At 71.8% G+C, this 13,253-nt stretch carries 17 protein-coding genes; 10 read left to right on the top strand and 7 right to left on the bottom strand.

Translation table 11 applies throughout. The features are described 5' to 3' along the window. Positions 1–18 precede the first annotated feature (18 nt). The 6 genes from MKK68_RS22890 to MKK68_RS22865 form a co-directional block, all read right to left on the bottom strand. Entirely contained in the window at positions 19–621 is a 603-nt protein-coding gene (locus tag MKK68_RS22890; RefSeq protein ID WP_147729400.1) for a K(+)-transporting ATPase subunit C, read from the bottom strand. Positions 622–651: 30 nt separating this feature from the next. Beyond that, on the bottom strand, positions 652–2,742 hold the full coding sequence (kdpB, locus tag MKK68_RS22885; RefSeq protein WP_244033018.1) for a potassium-transporting ATPase subunit KdpB: 2,091 nt from the start codon (positions 2,740–2,742) through the stop codon (positions 652–654). A 36-nt stretch (positions 2,743–2,778) separates the two neighbouring features. Then, positions 2,779–2,994 (bottom strand): hypothetical protein, encoded by a 216-nt coding sequence (locus MKK68_RS22880; RefSeq protein ID WP_147862918.1) that lies wholly within the window; start codon positions 2,992–2,994, stop codon positions 2,779–2,781. A gap of 3 nt (positions 2,995–2,997) precedes the next feature. After that, a complete protein-coding gene (kdpA, locus tag MKK68_RS22875) occupies positions 2,998–4,713 on the bottom strand; it encodes a potassium-transporting ATPase subunit KdpA (protein ID WP_244033017.1) in 1,716 nt (571 codons plus the stop codon). A gap of 14 nt (positions 4,714–4,727) precedes the next feature. Further along, the gene (locus tag MKK68_RS22870; protein WP_210246746.1) at positions 4,728–4,829 is read right to left on the bottom strand and encodes a K(+)-transporting ATPase subunit F; all 102 of its coding nucleotides are present in this window, start codon (positions 4,827–4,829) and stop codon (positions 4,728–4,730) included. Positions 4,830–5,083: 254 nt separating this feature from the next. Beyond that, complete coding sequence (locus MKK68_RS22865; protein WP_147727687.1) at positions 5,084–6,175, bottom strand: acyltransferase family protein; 1,092 nt, start codon at positions 6,173–6,175, stop codon at positions 5,084–5,086. Positions 6,176–6,416: 241 nt separating this feature from the next. On the opposite strand from MKK68_RS22865, the gene MKK68_RS22860 reads away from it, so the two are divergent. From MKK68_RS22860 to MKK68_RS22835, 6 genes are all read left to right on the top strand, one after another. Continuing rightward, positions 6,417–6,845 carry a helix-turn-helix domain-containing protein gene (locus MKK68_RS22860; protein WP_147727688.1) on the top strand — a complete coding sequence of 143 codons (429 nt, stop codon included), beginning with the start codon at positions 6,417–6,419 and terminating at the stop codon, positions 6,843–6,845. Positions 6,846–6,959: 114 nt separating this feature from the next. After that, positions 6,960–7,406 carry a CHRD domain-containing protein gene (locus MKK68_RS22855; protein WP_147727689.1) on the top strand — a complete coding sequence of 149 codons (447 nt, stop codon included), beginning with the start codon at positions 6,960–6,962 and terminating at the stop codon, positions 7,404–7,406. 66 nt (positions 7,407–7,472) lie between these two features. After that, a complete protein-coding gene (locus tag MKK68_RS22850; RefSeq protein ID WP_147727690.1) occupies positions 7,473–7,811 on the top strand; it encodes a hypothetical protein in 339 nt (112 codons plus the stop codon). A gap of 111 nt (positions 7,812–7,922) precedes the next feature. Beyond that, the gene (locus tag MKK68_RS22845) at positions 7,923–8,852 is read left to right on the top strand and encodes an aldo/keto reductase (RefSeq protein WP_244033015.1); all 930 of its coding nucleotides are present in this window, start codon (positions 7,923–7,925) and stop codon (positions 8,850–8,852) included. Then, on the top strand, positions 8,842–9,582 hold the full coding sequence (locus MKK68_RS22840) for an NADPH-dependent F420 reductase (RefSeq protein ID WP_244033014.1): 741 nt from the start codon (positions 8,842–8,844) through the stop codon (positions 9,580–9,582). Before MKK68_RS22845 ends, MKK68_RS22840 begins: the two co-directional genes overlap by 11 nt. A gap of 78 nt (positions 9,583–9,660) precedes the next feature. Further along, positions 9,661–11,010: an NTP/NDP exchange transporter gene (locus MKK68_RS22835; protein ID WP_147843739.1), complete on the top strand. Its 1,350-nt coding sequence runs from the start codon at positions 9,661–9,663 to the stop codon at positions 11,008–11,010. Positions 11,011–11,025: 15 nt separating this feature from the next. Here MKK68_RS22835 and MKK68_RS22830 read toward each other — a convergent pair whose 3' ends face one another. Next, complete coding sequence (locus tag MKK68_RS22830) at positions 11,026–11,190, bottom strand: hypothetical protein (RefSeq protein ID WP_187276682.1); 165 nt, start codon at positions 11,188–11,190, stop codon at positions 11,026–11,028. A 197-nt stretch (positions 11,191–11,387) separates the two neighbouring features. Here MKK68_RS22830 and MKK68_RS22825 point away from each other — a divergent pair, with 197 nt between their 5' ends. From MKK68_RS22825 to MKK68_RS22810, 4 genes are all read left to right on the top strand, one after another. Then, positions 11,388–11,837 (top strand): hypothetical protein, encoded by a 450-nt coding sequence (locus MKK68_RS22825; RefSeq protein ID WP_243948272.1) that lies wholly within the window; start codon positions 11,388–11,390, stop codon positions 11,835–11,837. Continuing rightward, positions 11,834–12,238 carry a hypothetical protein gene (locus MKK68_RS22820; RefSeq protein WP_147727278.1) on the top strand — a complete coding sequence of 135 codons (405 nt, stop codon included), beginning with the start codon at positions 11,834–11,836 and terminating at the stop codon, positions 12,236–12,238. The genes MKK68_RS22825 and MKK68_RS22820 overlap by 4 nt, the downstream gene beginning before the upstream one ends. Positions 12,239–12,344: 106 nt before the next feature. Further along, positions 12,345–12,605 (top strand): hypothetical protein, encoded by a 261-nt coding sequence (locus MKK68_RS22815; protein ID WP_147859544.1) that lies wholly within the window; start codon positions 12,345–12,347, stop codon positions 12,603–12,605. Positions 12,606–12,717: 112 nt separating this feature from the next. Then, positions 12,718–13,125, top strand: coding sequence for a DUF2934 domain-containing protein (locus MKK68_RS22810; protein ID WP_244033013.1), 408 nt, complete (start codon positions 12,718–12,720; stop codon positions 13,123–13,125). The last annotated feature ends 128 nt before the right edge of the window (positions 13,126–13,253 follow it).

Raw genomic sequence — 13,253 nt, 5'->3', positions numbered from 1 at the left:
GCCCGAATGGGCCAGCGCCTATTTCGCCAGCCCGTCCAGCGCGAGGTTGAGCGCCAGCACGTTCACCCGCGGCTCGCCGAGGATGCCGAGCCAGCGACCGCGGACCTGCCCCTCGACGAGGTCGCGCACGGCCGGCTCGGGGAGCCCGCGCGCGGCCGCCACGCGCTTCACCTGGAACAGGGCGGCGGCGGGCGAGAGGTCGGGGTCGAGGCCCGAACCGCTCGTGGTCACGAGGTCGACCGGCACCGGCACGCCCGGGTTCTCGGCCTTCAGGCGGGCGAGGTCGGCGCCGACCCGCTCGGCGAGCGCCGCGCTCGTCGGGCCGAGGTTGGAGCCCGACGAGTTCGCGGCGTTGTAGGGCGCCGGCACGGTCTTGGCGGGGTCGGCCGGGTCGGCGGCGCTGGTCGCGGACGGCCGGCCCTGGAAGTAGCGCGCGCCGGCGAAGGCCTGGCCGATCAGGCTCGACCCGACGGGCTTGCCGTCGCGCAGGACGATCGAGCCGGCGGCCTGGCTCGGGAAGGCGAGGCCGGCGATCCCGGTCATCGCGAGCGGATAGGCGAGCCCGGTGAGCGCGGTCAGCGCGATCAGCAGGACGAGGGCGGGGCGAAGCTGGGTCAGCATGGCGGGGTCTCGTGACGCGAAGGGGGAGGATCAGGCGAGGCGGAGCGCGGTGACGGCGAGGTCGATCGCCTTGATGCCGACGAAGGGCACCAGGATTCCGCCCAGGCCGTAGATCGCCAGGTTCCGGCGCAGCAGCGCGCCGGCGCCGACCGCGCGGTAGGCCACGCCGCGCAGGGCCAGCGGGATCAGCGCGACGATGATCAACGCGTTGAAGATGATCGCCGACAGGATCGCGCTCTGGGGCGAGGCGAGCCCCATCACGTTCAGCGCCTGGAGCTGCGGATAGAGCCCGAGGAACATCGCCGGGATGATGGCGAAGTACTTCGCCACGTCGTTGGCGATCGAGAAGGTGGTCAGCGCGCCGCGCGTCATCAGCAGCTGCTTGCCGATGCCGACGATCTCGATGAGCTTGGTCGGGTCGGAATCGAGGTCGACCATGTTGCCGGCCTCGCGCGCCGCCACCGTGCCGGTGTTCATCGCGACGCCGACGTCGGCCTGGGCGAGGGCGGGGGCGTCGTTGGTGCCGTCGCCGCACATCGCGACGAGCTTGCCCTGCGCCTGCTCGCGGCGGATCAGCGCCAGCTTGTCCTCGGGGGTGGCCTGGGCGAGGAAGTCGTCGACGCCGGCCTCGGCGGCGATCGCGGCGGCGGTGACCGGGTTGTCGCCGGTGATCATCACCGTGCGGATGCCCATGCGGCGCAGCTCGGAGAAGCGCTCCCGGATGCCGCCCTTCACGATGTCCTTCAGCGTCACCACGCCGAGGAGGCGTCCGTCGCGGGCGACGGCGAGCGGCGTGCCGCCGGCCTTGGCGACGTCGTCGGCGATGGCGCGGACCTCCTCGACGCTCTCGGCCGAGGCGGTCGGCGCGTAGGCCAGGGCCGCGCTGGAGCCCCGGGTCGCGACCGGGCCGCCGCTCACCGCCGCGACGATCGAATCGACGGCGCCCTTTCGAATCTGCGAGCCGGCGAGGTCGACGCCGCTCATCCGGGTCTGTGCGGTGAACGGCACGAAGGTGGCGTCGAGGCTTGCCATGTCGCGGGCGCGGATCCCGTAGCTCTCCTTGGCCAGCACCACGATCGAGCGGCCCTCCGGCGTCTCGTCGGCGAGGGAGGCGAGCTGCGCCACGTCGGCGAGCTCCTGCTCGGTGACGCCGCGGACGGGGCGGAACGCGGTGGCCTGACGGTTGCCCAGCGTGATCGTGCCGGTCTTGTCCAAGAGCAGCGTATCGACGTCGCCGGCCGCCTCCACGGCGCGGCCCGACATGGCGAGCACGTTGAAGCGCACCAGCCGGTCCATGCCGGCGATGCCGATGGCCGAGAGCAGCGCGCCGATGGTGGTCGGGATCAGCGTCACGAACAGCGCGACCAGCACGATCAGCGGGATCGCGCCGCCGGCATAGGAGGCGAAGCTCGGGATCGAGGCGACGGCGAAGACGAAGATCAGGGTCAGGCCGGCGAGCAGGATGTTGAGCGCGATCTCGTTCGGGGTCTTCTGGCGGGCGGCGCCCTCGACGAGCGCGATCATCCGGTCGACGAAGGTCGAGCCGGCCGCGGCCGTGATCCGCACCCGGATCTCGTCGGAGAGCACCTGCGTGCCGCCGGTCACCGCCGAGCGGTCGCCGCCCGATTCGCGGATCACCGGGGCGGATTCGCCGGTGATCGCCGCCTCGTTGACCGAGGCGATGCCGAGGATCACCTCGCCGTCCGAGGGGATGATGTCGCCGGCCTCGACCAGCACCACGTCGCCGACCTTGAGGTCGTTGCCGGGGACGGTCTCGAAGGCGCGGCCCGCACCCGTCAGCCGCTTGGCCATGGTCTCGGTGCGGGTGCGCCGCAGGGAATCCGCCTGCGCCTTGCCGCGCCCCTCGGCGATCGCCTCGGCGAAGTTGGCGAACAGCACCGTGAACCAGAGCCACAGGATGATCTGCCCGGAGAAGGCGAGGTTCTCGGCGCCCGTCGCGGCGTCGCGGACGAACAGCACCGTGGTGAGCGCGGCGACGACCTCGACGACGAACATCACCGGGTTACGCACCATCAGGCGCGGATCGAGCTTCCGCAGCGCGCTGAGGAGGGCCGGGCCGACGAGGGCGGCGCTGAGCAGGGTCTGGGAGGGGCGGGACATGGGGTTTCGTCCGGATGCGGGGGAGGGCCGGCGGGCTCAGTGTCCGAGCGCGCGGCCGAGGAGGGCGGCGCCGGCCATCAGGCCGAGGGCGCCGAGGAGGGTGAGGCTCAGCATCGCCAGGATCAGGTCGGAGACCCGGACCGGCGGGCGGCGCCCGGCGACGGCCGGGCGCGGGCGCTGCGCGCCCCGCTTGCGCCGCGGCAAGGGGCGGTGTGCTGTGCGGGGGGCGGCGTGGAGGAGGGTGCGGCCCACGGGTCAGCCCCCCGCCGCGAAGGTCTGGCCGAGGCCGCCGGCGAGGTGCTCGACGATCGGCCCCAGCGCCAGCGCCGGGAAGAAGGTCAGGCCGCCGACGATGAGGATCACGCCGACGAGGAGCCCGACGAACAGGCCGCCGTCGGTGGGGAACGTTCCGGACGAGGCCGGCACGGTCTTCTTGGCGGCGAGCGCGCCGGCGATGGCGAGCGCCGGGACGATCACGAAGAACCGCCCGACCAGCATGCCGGCCGCCAGCGTGGTGTTGTAGAAGGTCGTGTTCGCCGTCAGCCCGCCGAAGGCCGAGCCGTTGTTGGCCGCCGCCGAGGTGAAGGCGTAGAGCATCTCGGAGAAGCCGTGCGGGCCGGCATTGGCGGGCCCCGCGAGCCCCGCCGCGACCACGGTGGCGAGCGCGGTGCCGCCGAGCATCATCAGCGGCAGGCAGAGGATGGCGAGCATCGCCATCTTCACCTCGCGCGCCTCGATCTTCTTGCCGAGGTATTCCGGCGTGCGCCCGACCATCAGCCCGGCGACGAAGATCGTGACGATGACGAAGACCAGCATGCCGTAGAGCCCGGCGCCGACGCCGCCGACGATGATCTCGCCGAGCTCCATGTTGATCAGCGGGATCATGCCGCCGAGCGCGGTGAACGAGTCGTGCATGGCGTTGACCGCGCCGCAGGAGGCGGCGGTGGTGACGACGGCAAACAGCACCGAGGCCACGATCCCGAACCGGATCTCCTTGCCCTCCATGTTGCCGCCGGGAAGCCCGAGCGCGTTCAGGACCGGGCTGCCGGCGGCTTCGGCGCCGTAGGTGACCGCGATCCCGGCCCCGAACAGCACGGCCATCGCGGCCAGGATCGCCCAGCCCTGACGCTCGTCGCCGACGCTGCGGCCGAACAGGTTGGTGAGCGCGGCGCCGATCGCGAAGATCGAGACCATCTGCACGAAGTTCGACAGCGCGGTCGGGTTCTCGAACGGGTGGGCGGCGTTGGCGTTGAAGAAGCCGCCGCCGTTGGTGCCGAGCATCTTGATCGCGACCTGGCTCGCCACCGGCCCGACCGCGATGGTCTGCTGCGCGCCCTCGAGCGTCGTCGCCGCGACGGCGCCGCCGAAGGTCTGCGGGATGCCCTGCCAGACCAGGAACAGCGTGAACACGACGCAGAGCGGCAGCAGCAGGTAGAGGGTGCAGCGGGTGAGATCGACCCAGAACGAGCCCACCGTCCGCGCCGAGGCCCGCGAGAATCCCCGGACGAGGGCGACGGCCAGGGCGATGCCGGTCGCGGCCGACAGGAAGTTCTGGTGGGTCAGCCCCAGCATCTGCGACAGGTACGAGAGCGTGGTCTCGCCGCCGTAGGACTGCCAGTTGGTGTTGGTGACGAAGCTCGCCGCGGTGTTGAAGGCGAGGTCCGGCGCCACGGCGCCCTGCCCGTCCGGGTTCAGCGGCAGGGCCGCCTGCAGCCGCAGCAGGCCGTAGAGCAGCACGAAGCCGGCCGCGTGGAAGACGAGCATCGCGGTGGCGTAGGCGAGCCAGTGCTGCTCGTGGGTCCGGTCGATGCCGGCCAGGCGATAGAGCCCGCGCTCGATCGGCTCGAGCACGGGCGAGAGCAACGTCCGCTCGCCCGCGAACACGCGGGTCATGTAGCCGCCGAGGGGACGCACGAGCGCCAGCACGACCGCGCAGAAGAGCGCGATCTGGATCCAGCCGTTCACGGTCATGGGCTTGGTGTCCTTCAGAACCGCTCGGGGCGGACGAGGGCGTAGGCGAGGTAGGCGAGGAGGCCGACCGTCACGAGGGCGCCGAGGGTCAGGTCGAGAGACAGGCCGTAGGGCATGGCGGGGCCCTCACAGGCGCGCGCACAGGCCGGCATAGCCGACCGCGAGGGCGAAGAAGGCGAGGCCTCCGGCGAGGAAGACGAGGTCGAGCATGGCGGGCGTCCGGACGACGAGGAGCCGGCAACGCGGTCGTGGGCCGACCGGTCCGCTTCGACCGATCCGCCCCGGCGACCTGCTTGCCGTGATCGTCAGAGTGGCCGGACGCGCCGTAGGAATGCGAGAGGGAGGCGGCGCCGAATCCATAAGGATCCCATCAGGATCGGGCCGGCTCGGCGGTGTCGGGCACGGACGACCGCGTCCGGTCGAAGGCGCGGCGGATCGCGCGCTGTCCCGGCGTCTCGACGGCGTAGCGGATCACGGTCGCGAGCCCGACCGAGGCGAGGACGGCCGCGAGGATCGCCGATCCGGACGACCATCCGCCGGCCTCCAGCGCCCGGATGATCGCGTAGCCGAGGATCTGGTGGACGAGGTAGAGCGGGTAGGAGATCGCCCCGAGGAAAACCAGGGGCGCGCAGCCGAGCCAGGGCAGCCGCCCGGTCGCGGCGGCGAGGACCGTGCCGGCAAAGCCGAGCACGAGCAGGACATAGAAGCCCGTCCCGACGCCGCCGTAGTCGACGGCGGGCCCGAGGGCGGTGAAGCCGAACACGGCGGCGAGCGCCCCGAGGCCGAGGGGGGTCAGCGCGCCCGCCGCGAGGCGCGCGAGCATCGCCCCAATCACGAACAGCAGCGCGAAGGGAAGGTTGAGGAGCACGACCACCTGCAGCGTCCGGACCGGAAGGACCAGCGTGCCGACGAACGCCGCGGCGAGCCATCCGGCGCAGATCCGCTCCAGGCGCAGCCCGGGATCGGTCGCCGGGCCCCTATGGATCAGGGCGAGGGCGGCGAGGGCGTAGAAGGCGACCTCGTAGGTCAGCGTCCAGTGGGACGGATCGATCGGCGGCACCCGGATCAGCGAACTGAGCATCGTCAGACCCGCGAGGGCCGCGCCCGGCGTGATCCCCACGGGATTCGGGCCGCCGAGGGCGAAGATCCCCAGCGTGACCCCCGAGCAGACGAGGAAGGCGGGATACAGCCGCGCGACCCGCCGCACGGCGTAGTCTCCGAGGGACGGCGTCCGCCCGAGCGTACCGGCAATCACGAAACCGCTCAGGATGAAGAACAGCTCGACGCCGAAATGCCCGGCGGCGAAGCTCGGAACGCGGTCGACATGCGGCCCGATGCGGCCTTCGTAGCTGAAGAGGTAATGGTGCAGCATCACCATCGTTGCGGCGAGACCACGCAGGGCGTCGATGGATCGGATTCGGCCGATGGGGCGGACGGGGGTGTTGCCCGAATCAATCGACATACTTTAGGTACGTTTTCCGCAACGCGTTCCCGTCACGCCATGACAGCGCGGTTGCCTTAAGAAACGTCGACCCCTGCCGTGCGGGATACCGGCCATTCGAAAAAAGCGTGGCTGCACCGTTGGAAAGGTATAGATTGATACCACGATTACAGTGCTCCTCTTGATTATATTCCGAGAGCGCCGGTTACACCGCACATCCGGGCATCCCGCCCGACAGCACGAACCCTGTGAGGCCAGCCCCATGACGACCGCGGAACAGAAGAAGCCGACCGATGCCGACCACACCGTCGGCAACCGCATCGCGGTGCTTCGGGCCGCCCGCGGGATCAGCCAGACCGCCCTGGGCCAGGCGCTGGGGGTAAGCTTCCAGCAGGTCCAGAAGTACGAGAAGGGCCGCAACCGCGTCGGCGCCGGCCGCCTGCAGACGATCGCCGACCATCTCGGCGTCCCGGTCTCGACCTTCTTCGAGAGCGAGCCCGGCGAGGCCCGCAGCTTCGAGGACGGCACGAGCCTGCCCTTCCTCGGCATCGCCGGCGCCGCGGAGCTGCTGAAGGCCTACGCCGCGATCGCCGACCTGCAGATGCGCCGCGACGTCCTGGCGATGGTGAAGTCCGCCGCCCGGATCGCCCGCGCCAGCACGCCCGACGCGTCCGCTTCCGACATCGCCTGACACGCGGGCCGACGCCACGGCGCCGGCCGCACCCGACAACGTGATCGCCGGGCGCTCCGATGCGCCTATCTTCCCGGATGCGAGCCACGCTGGCTTGCCGAAAGGGAGGATCCGATGATCCGCACCGTCCGCGGCGGCTTCGCCGCATTGGCGCTGTCCGCCTTCGCGCTGTCCGCGACCGTCTCCGGGGCGTCGGCAGCCGAAGGCCTGGCGTACCGGGCTGCGCTGAAGGCAAGCTCGGAAGTGCCCGCCAACGACAGCAAGGGCACCGGAGAGGTCTCGGCGACCTACGATCCGGCGAGCAAGACGCTGACCTGGAAGGGCAGCTACAATGGGCTGACCGGGCCCGTGACGGCCGCGCATTTCCATGGTCCGGCCGAGGCCGGCGCCAATGCCGGCGTGCTGATCCCGGTGACCGCCGCCGCCAGCCCGTTCGAGGGCTCGGCCACGATCGACGACGCCAAGGCGGCCGACCTCGTCGCGGGCAAGATCTACGTCAACCTCCACACCGCCGCGAACCCGAAGGGCGAGATCCGCGGGCAGGTGGTGCGCGCGCCGTAGGCCTTTTCCGGGCCGCGCGCTTTCTGTAGGCCGCTCGCCGGGGGACGGCATGCGGAGGCTCGGTCGGTGAAGCAATCGGACGCCATCATCGCCTGGACGCCGGCGCGCTGGGCGGAGCTGCGCCCGGACACCGCCGGCCAGGTCGCGGTGCTGCCCCTCCCCGACACGGAGGGCGCGGCCAAGCGCTTCATGATGCGCGGCGGGGCCGGCTCCTCGGCCCTCCAAGCCCTGACGGGGGAGGCGCGCATCGCCCGCCTGTTCATCGACTTCCAGACCCTGGTGGTGCGCGACGGCCTCGACCCGCAGGCGGTGCACCGGGCGTTCCTCGCCATCGACGAGTACCGGTTCCGCATCGCCCCCGACACGGAGGGCGCGGAGTTCGAGGATCCGCCGGAAGAGGATTGATCGCAGAGCCGCCCGAACGGCTCGCGGAGTCACAATCGAGAAAAGGCGGGCGCTTACTCACGGTTGCCCTAGTTGAGTCCCGGCACGCCTTGCGCCACGGAGCCTTCCGCGATGCCTCTCGCAGCCTCTCCCGCACCCAGCCGCCTGTCCCGCCGCGCGCTGATCGCCGCCGCCGGGCTGCTACCCTTGGCCCAAACCCTCGCGGCGGAGGAGGCGCTGATCCGCCGGCCGATCCCGTCGACGGGCGAGCTGCTGCCGGTGGTCGGCATCGGCACCTCGCGCCGCTACGAGGTCGCGCCGACGCCGGACGCCGTCGCGCCGCTGCGGGCGGCGGTGGAGCGCTTCGTGGCGCTCGGCGGATCGGTGATCGACACCGCCCCGAGCTACGGCACGGCGGAGGACGTGCTCGGCCTCATCCTCCCGGACGGGGCCCTGCGCGAGAAGGTGTTCCTGGCGAGCAAGGTGGACACCACCGGCCGCGAGGCGACGCGCGCCGAGTTCGAGCGCTCGCTGGCGCGGATGAAGGTCGCGCGGATCGATCTGCTGGCCGTGCACAACCTGATCGACGCGACCGAGAACCTCGCGGTGCTGCGCGACCTCAAGGCCGAGAAGCGGATCCGCTACCTCGGCGTCACGGTCTGGCGCGACGGGCAGTTCGACGGGCTGGAGCGGGTGATGCGCGGCGAGACCCTCGACGCGATCCAGGTCAACTACGCGATCGACAACCGCGAGGCCGCCGAGCGCATCCTGCCGCTCGCCGCCGACCGGGGGCAGGCGGTGATGGTCAACGTGCCGTTCGGGCGCGACCGCCTGTTCAAGGCGGTCCAGGGCAAGGCGGTGCCGGACTTCGCCAAGGGCTTCGGCTGCGAGACCTGGCCGCAATTCTTCCTGAAATACGTCCTCGGCCACCCGGCCGTGACCTGCCCGATCCCCGGCATGGCGAAGGTCGCCTACGTCGAGGACAACCTCGCCGCAGCCCGCGGGCGCCTGCCCGACGCGGCCGAGCGGAAACGGATGGAGGCCTTCATCGATGCGCTCTGACCTTTTGGGACTTTCCCGTCGTGCCGCGCTTATCGCCGGCCTCGCATGCCTCGCGTTTCCGGCGATGGCGCAGGAAGCATCCAAGAAAATCCGGATCGGCGTGATCGGCTCGGGCAACATCGGCGGCACGATCGGGAGCCTCTGGGTCAAGGACGGGCACGAGGTGATGTTCTCCTCCCGCCATCCCGAGACCCTGAAGGCCCTGATCGAATCCCTCGGGAGCAAGGCCAAGGCCGGCACGCCCGAGGAGGCGATCGCCTTCGGCGACGCGGTGCTCGTGGCGGTGCCGTACAAGGCCTATCCGGAGCTCTCGACATCCTACGCCGCCGCGCTCAAGGGCAAGGTCGTGCTCGATGCCGGCAACGCCACCAAGGCGCGCGACGGCGAGCTCTACGACGAGGTCCAGGCCAACGGCATCGGCGCCACCTCGGAGAAGTACTTCCCCGGTGCCAGGCTCGTCCGGGCGTTCAACGCCGCCAACTACAAGGTCTTCGCCAAGGAGGGCGCCAACGGCGGGGCCGACCGGGCCGGCGGCCGCATGGCGATCCCGATCGCCGGCGACGACGCCAGCGCCCTCAAGGTCGCCGAGGGCCTCGTGCACGATGCCGGCTTCGACCCGGTGGTGGTCGGCGGCCTCAAGGACGCGAGCAAGTTCGCCATGGGCTCGCCGGGCTTCGGCCACGAGAAGACCGCGCCGGAGCTGCGCAAGACCCTCGGGCTGACGCCGTGACGATGGCCACCGGGCAACTCCCTCTCCCCTCTGCGGGGGAGGGCGCGTCGGAGCCGGTCCTTGCAACAAGTTGACCCGATGAATCACGCAACGCCGCCGAGCGAGGCCGCGCCTTCGAACGCCCTCGCGCGCCTGATCGGCGTCCGGCCCGGAGAGGGGCCGGCCCTGGCCTGGTCCTGGGCCTACATCTTCTCGATCCTGGCCGCCTACTACGTGCTGCGGCCGATCCGCGACCAGATGGGCGTGGCCGGCGGCATCGAGAACCTGCCCTGGCTGTTCACGGCGACGCTGGTCGGGATGCTGGCGCTGAACCTGCCCTTCGCCTGGCTGGTCAAGCGCATGCCGCGCGCGCGCTTCGTGCCGCTGACCTACCGGTTCTTCGGCGCCAACATCCTTTTGTTCGCGCTGGCGCTCTACCTCGCCCCGCCGGACTGGGACGTGTGGATCGGGCGGGTGTTCTTCGTCTGGCTCTCGATCTTCAACCTGTTCGTGGTGTCGATCTTCTGGGCGACCATCGTCGACGTGTTCTCGACGATCCAGGGCAAGCGCCTGTTCGGCTTCATCGCGGCCGGCGCGACGCTCGGGGCGATCGCCGGCTCGGCGACGACCGCGCTGCTCGCCAAGACCGTGCCGACCTGGGGCCTGATGCTCGGCGCGGTCGCGCTGCTCGAATGCGCCGTGTTCAGCATGCGCGGGCTCGCCCGCCTGTCGGAGCGGCTGCGGCAGGCGCCGTCCGGCGGGCCGGAGCAGGGGACGGGACAGGTGATCGGCGGCAGCGTGTTCGCCGGCGTCACCCGGACGTTCGCCTCGCCCTACCTCCTGAACATCTCGCTGTTCCTGCTGCTGTTCTCGGTGACCTCGACCTACCTGTATTTCCAGCAGGCGGCGATCGCCAAGGCGAGCTTCCCCGACCGGGCGGCGCAGACGGCGTTCTTCGCCGGCGTCGACCTGGCGGTGAACGTGCTGACGCTGGGGGTGCAGTTCTTCCTCACCGGGCGGATCGTGCGCCGGATCGGCGTCGGGCTCACCCTGGCGATCCTGCCCGCGCTGAGCATCCTCGGCTTCGGGCTGCTGGCGCTGGCGCCGTCCATCGCCGCCATCGTCGGCTTCCAGGTGCTGCGGCGGGCGGGCAACTTCGCGATCAGCCGGCCGATCCGCGAGGTGCTGTTCACGGTGGTGCCGCGGGAGGACCGCTACAAGGCCAAGAGCTTCATCGACACGGTGGTCTACCGCCTGGGCGACCAGGCCGGCGCGTGGTCCTATGCCGGCCTCGGGGCGCTCGGGTTCGGCGCGGCGGCGGCCTCGGTGGTGGCGGTGCCGCTCTCGGCGGCCTGGCTCGTCAACAGCCTGTGGCTCGGGCGGGCGCAGGAGCGGCGCCACCGCGCCGCGCGGGCGGCCGAAGCCCCCGGCTACGCCGACGGGATCTAAGGACCGGCCGGCGGCTCAGCGGCGGCGGGCGCGCACCCGGACCGGCCGCAGGACGGGCGCGCCCGCGTGGCGGTCGCCGAGCGCCCGGCCGACGAGGCCCGCGACGCCGATCGCCGCGCATCCGGCGAGCGCCGCGGCGACGCCCTGGCCGAGCCATTCGACAAACCCGAGGATCGCCATGCAACAGCCCTCCGAATCCTGCTCCAGGCTGAGCGCCCGACGGTTAACGAAAGGTTAATGCGCCGACGCCGCATCCCCGCCGCACAGCCGCCGCCCCGGGACGGGATCTGTCCGGCACCGCAACCGTTAAGCCGACGTTAACCCTGGCGCTTCGATGGAGCGTCGGACGCGACCGGCCTAGGGGAGGTCTCGAAGGCATGACCTGCTGGTCCGATTCGCGGCCCGTCCTGTGGCTCGCCCCGGCGCTCGCCCTCGTAAGCCTGCCCCTTATGATCGGGCCCCTTGCGATCGGTCCCCTTGCGATCGGGCCCGCCTCGGCGCAGGAACCGCTCTTCCTGCGCATCCGCCCCTCGGATGCGCCTCCGCCCGCGATCGGCTCCGGCGGGGTCGATCCGGAGATCGCGGCGGCGCGGGCGGCGCGCGAGGCGGTGTGGGAGCGCAGCACCGTCCGCGCGAACATCGCGATCGCCTCGGTCTGCACCGGCTGCCTCGGACGGCCGCCGGCGCCGACGCCCCTGCGGCCGGACCGGCCGCGGCCCGCCACCCCGCCGGAGAGCGCGCGCGCCGCGCTCGCTCCGGCCGAACCTTCCCCCGACGCGGCCGCCGGCCCCGCCGCGGACCCGACATCGACCCGAGGTGATCCATGACCCAAGCCCATCCGACCAGCGGCGCCGAGCCCGATGCCGCCTGCCCGGTCTCCCTGGAACTGCTCGGCGAGGTCTACCGGGCCGACGAGTACGACTTCCCCGAGATCGTCGCCGGCATCGCGCCGCTGAAGCGGGCGCAGCTCGCCGCCTACCTCTACGGCAAGAGCCACATGCACCAGCTCGGCCTGAAGGTGGCCCGCGCCTGCGAGCGCGAGGACCTGATCCGGGTCGCCGGCGAGGTCGGATCGGTGATCCACGGGCAGGCGCACCTCAAGCCAGCGCCCGCCCCCGTCCCGGTGGTCGAGGCCGGCGCGCCGAAGCCGAAGAAGGTCAGCCTCGGCGGGCCTGCCAAGAAGATCAGCCTCGGCGGCTCGGCCGCCAAGGGCCGCAGCTTCGACTGAAGCCCCTCTTTCTCGTCGGCCCGGATACGGCACCGGTGCCGCGCGGAGGGAGCCCGCGGCGCGCCGGTGCCGCTCGTCGCGCGCGCCTCGCCTGGAGTGTCAACGCATGTACGGTTCTTGGTTCAAGCTCGGGATGGACGCCACGATGCTGGCGTTCGAATCGCAGCAGGTGATCGGCATGCGGCTGATGATGCTCTCGGCGGGCGGGGCCGTCGGCCAGGCCGAGGCGCAGCGCATGGTCACCGAGAAGGTCGTGGCGGCGGGCGAAGCCGCGCTGATGATGGCGTCCGGCGCCTCGACCGCCAAGGTCATCGCCGGCTACCGGCGCAAGGTCCGGGCGAACGCGCTCCGCCTGTCGAAGCGCTGACGACCCCGCGCCGGCGCACGGATTCGCGCCGGCTTCGCACCGCAACACCCGTTAACCCTGCCTTAACCACCGGCTTTCATCGTTTCCCCGGGACAGCAACGGGAGACGAGACATGGACCTGATCGATCACCGGGTGCGCGAGCGCGCCTACTACATCTGGGAGGACGAAGGCCGCATCCACGGCCGGGCGGACGCCCACTGGCTGCGCGCCGAAGCCGAGATCGCCGCGCCCGCGCCGATCCTGACGATCGAGGCCGTCGCCGAGACCAGCCTCGCCCCGAGCCCGGCCAAGACCCTGAAGCCCCGCGCCAGCCGCGCCAAGGCCATTGCGAAGCCTGCCGAGGCCGCCGCGAAGCCTGCCGGCAAGACCGCTGCCAGCAAGACCGCTGCCGCCAAGCCGGCCCCGAAGGCCGCCGCGTCCAAGATCGCGGCCCCCAAGGCTCCGAAGGCGCTCGCGGCCGCCAGCCTCGCCGCCAAGCCGAAAGCCGCCCGCGCCTCGACCGGCGCCAGCCTGCACTGAGCCGCCGCCGAGGCCTCGAAACTCGACCGCAAGAGCCCGCCCCTCGACCGAGGGGCGGGCTCTTGCCGTTTCGAGGACCCGCTCGGCCCCTTCCCGGATGCCCCCTTCCCGGATGGCCCCGGATGCGG

It is taken from the genome of Methylobacterium sp. E-016, assembly GCF_022829745.1.
GTDB lineage: Bacteria > Pseudomonadota > Alphaproteobacteria > Rhizobiales > Beijerinckiaceae > Methylobacterium.
This window is presented reverse-complemented; position numbering and strand designations above follow the sequence as displayed.

Coding starts and splice junctions, on each gene's coding strand:
- MKK68_RS22890 (WP_147729400.1), bottom strand. CDS start 621: ATGCTGACCCAGCTTCGCCCCGCCCTCGTCCTGCTGATCGCGCTGACC.
- kdpB (WP_244033018.1), bottom strand. CDS start 2,742: ATGTCCCGCCCCTCCCAGACCCTGCTCAGCGCCGCCCTCGTCGGCCCG.
- kdpA (WP_244033017.1), bottom strand. CDS start 4,713: ATGACCGTGAACGGCTGGATCCAGATCGCGCTCTTCTGCGCGGTCGTG.
- MKK68_RS22870 (WP_210246746.1), bottom strand. CDS start 4,829: ATGCCCTACGGCCTGTCTCTCGACCTGACCCTCGGCGCCCTCGTGACG.
- MKK68_RS22865 (WP_147727687.1), bottom strand. CDS start 6,175: ATGTCGATTGATTCGGGCAACACCCCCGTCCGCCCCATCGGCCGAATC.
- MKK68_RS22860 (WP_147727688.1), top strand. CDS start 6,417: ATGACGACCGCGGAACAGAAGAAGCCGACCGATGCCGACCACACCGTC.
- MKK68_RS22855 (WP_147727689.1), top strand. CDS start 6,960: ATGATCCGCACCGTCCGCGGCGGCTTCGCCGCATTGGCGCTGTCCGCC.
- MKK68_RS22845 (WP_244033015.1), top strand. CDS start 7,923: ATGCCTCTCGCAGCCTCTCCCGCACCCAGCCGCCTGTCCCGCCGCGCG.
- MKK68_RS22840 (WP_244033014.1), top strand. CDS start 8,842: ATGCGCTCTGACCTTTTGGGACTTTCCCGTCGTGCCGCGCTTATCGCC.
- MKK68_RS22835 (WP_147843739.1), top strand. CDS start 9,661: ATGAATCACGCAACGCCGCCGAGCGAGGCCGCGCCTTCGAACGCCCTC.
- MKK68_RS22830 (WP_187276682.1), bottom strand. CDS start 11,190: ATGGCGATCCTCGGGTTTGTCGAATGGCTCGGCCAGGGCGTCGCCGCG.
- MKK68_RS22825 (WP_243948272.1), top strand. CDS start 11,388: ATGACCTGCTGGTCCGATTCGCGGCCCGTCCTGTGGCTCGCCCCGGCG.
- MKK68_RS22820 (WP_147727278.1), top strand. CDS start 11,834: ATGACCCAAGCCCATCCGACCAGCGGCGCCGAGCCCGATGCCGCCTGC.
- MKK68_RS22815 (WP_147859544.1), top strand. CDS start 12,345: ATGTACGGTTCTTGGTTCAAGCTCGGGATGGACGCCACGATGCTGGCG.
- MKK68_RS22810 (WP_244033013.1), top strand. CDS start 12,718: ATGGACCTGATCGATCACCGGGTGCGCGAGCGCGCCTACTACATCTGG.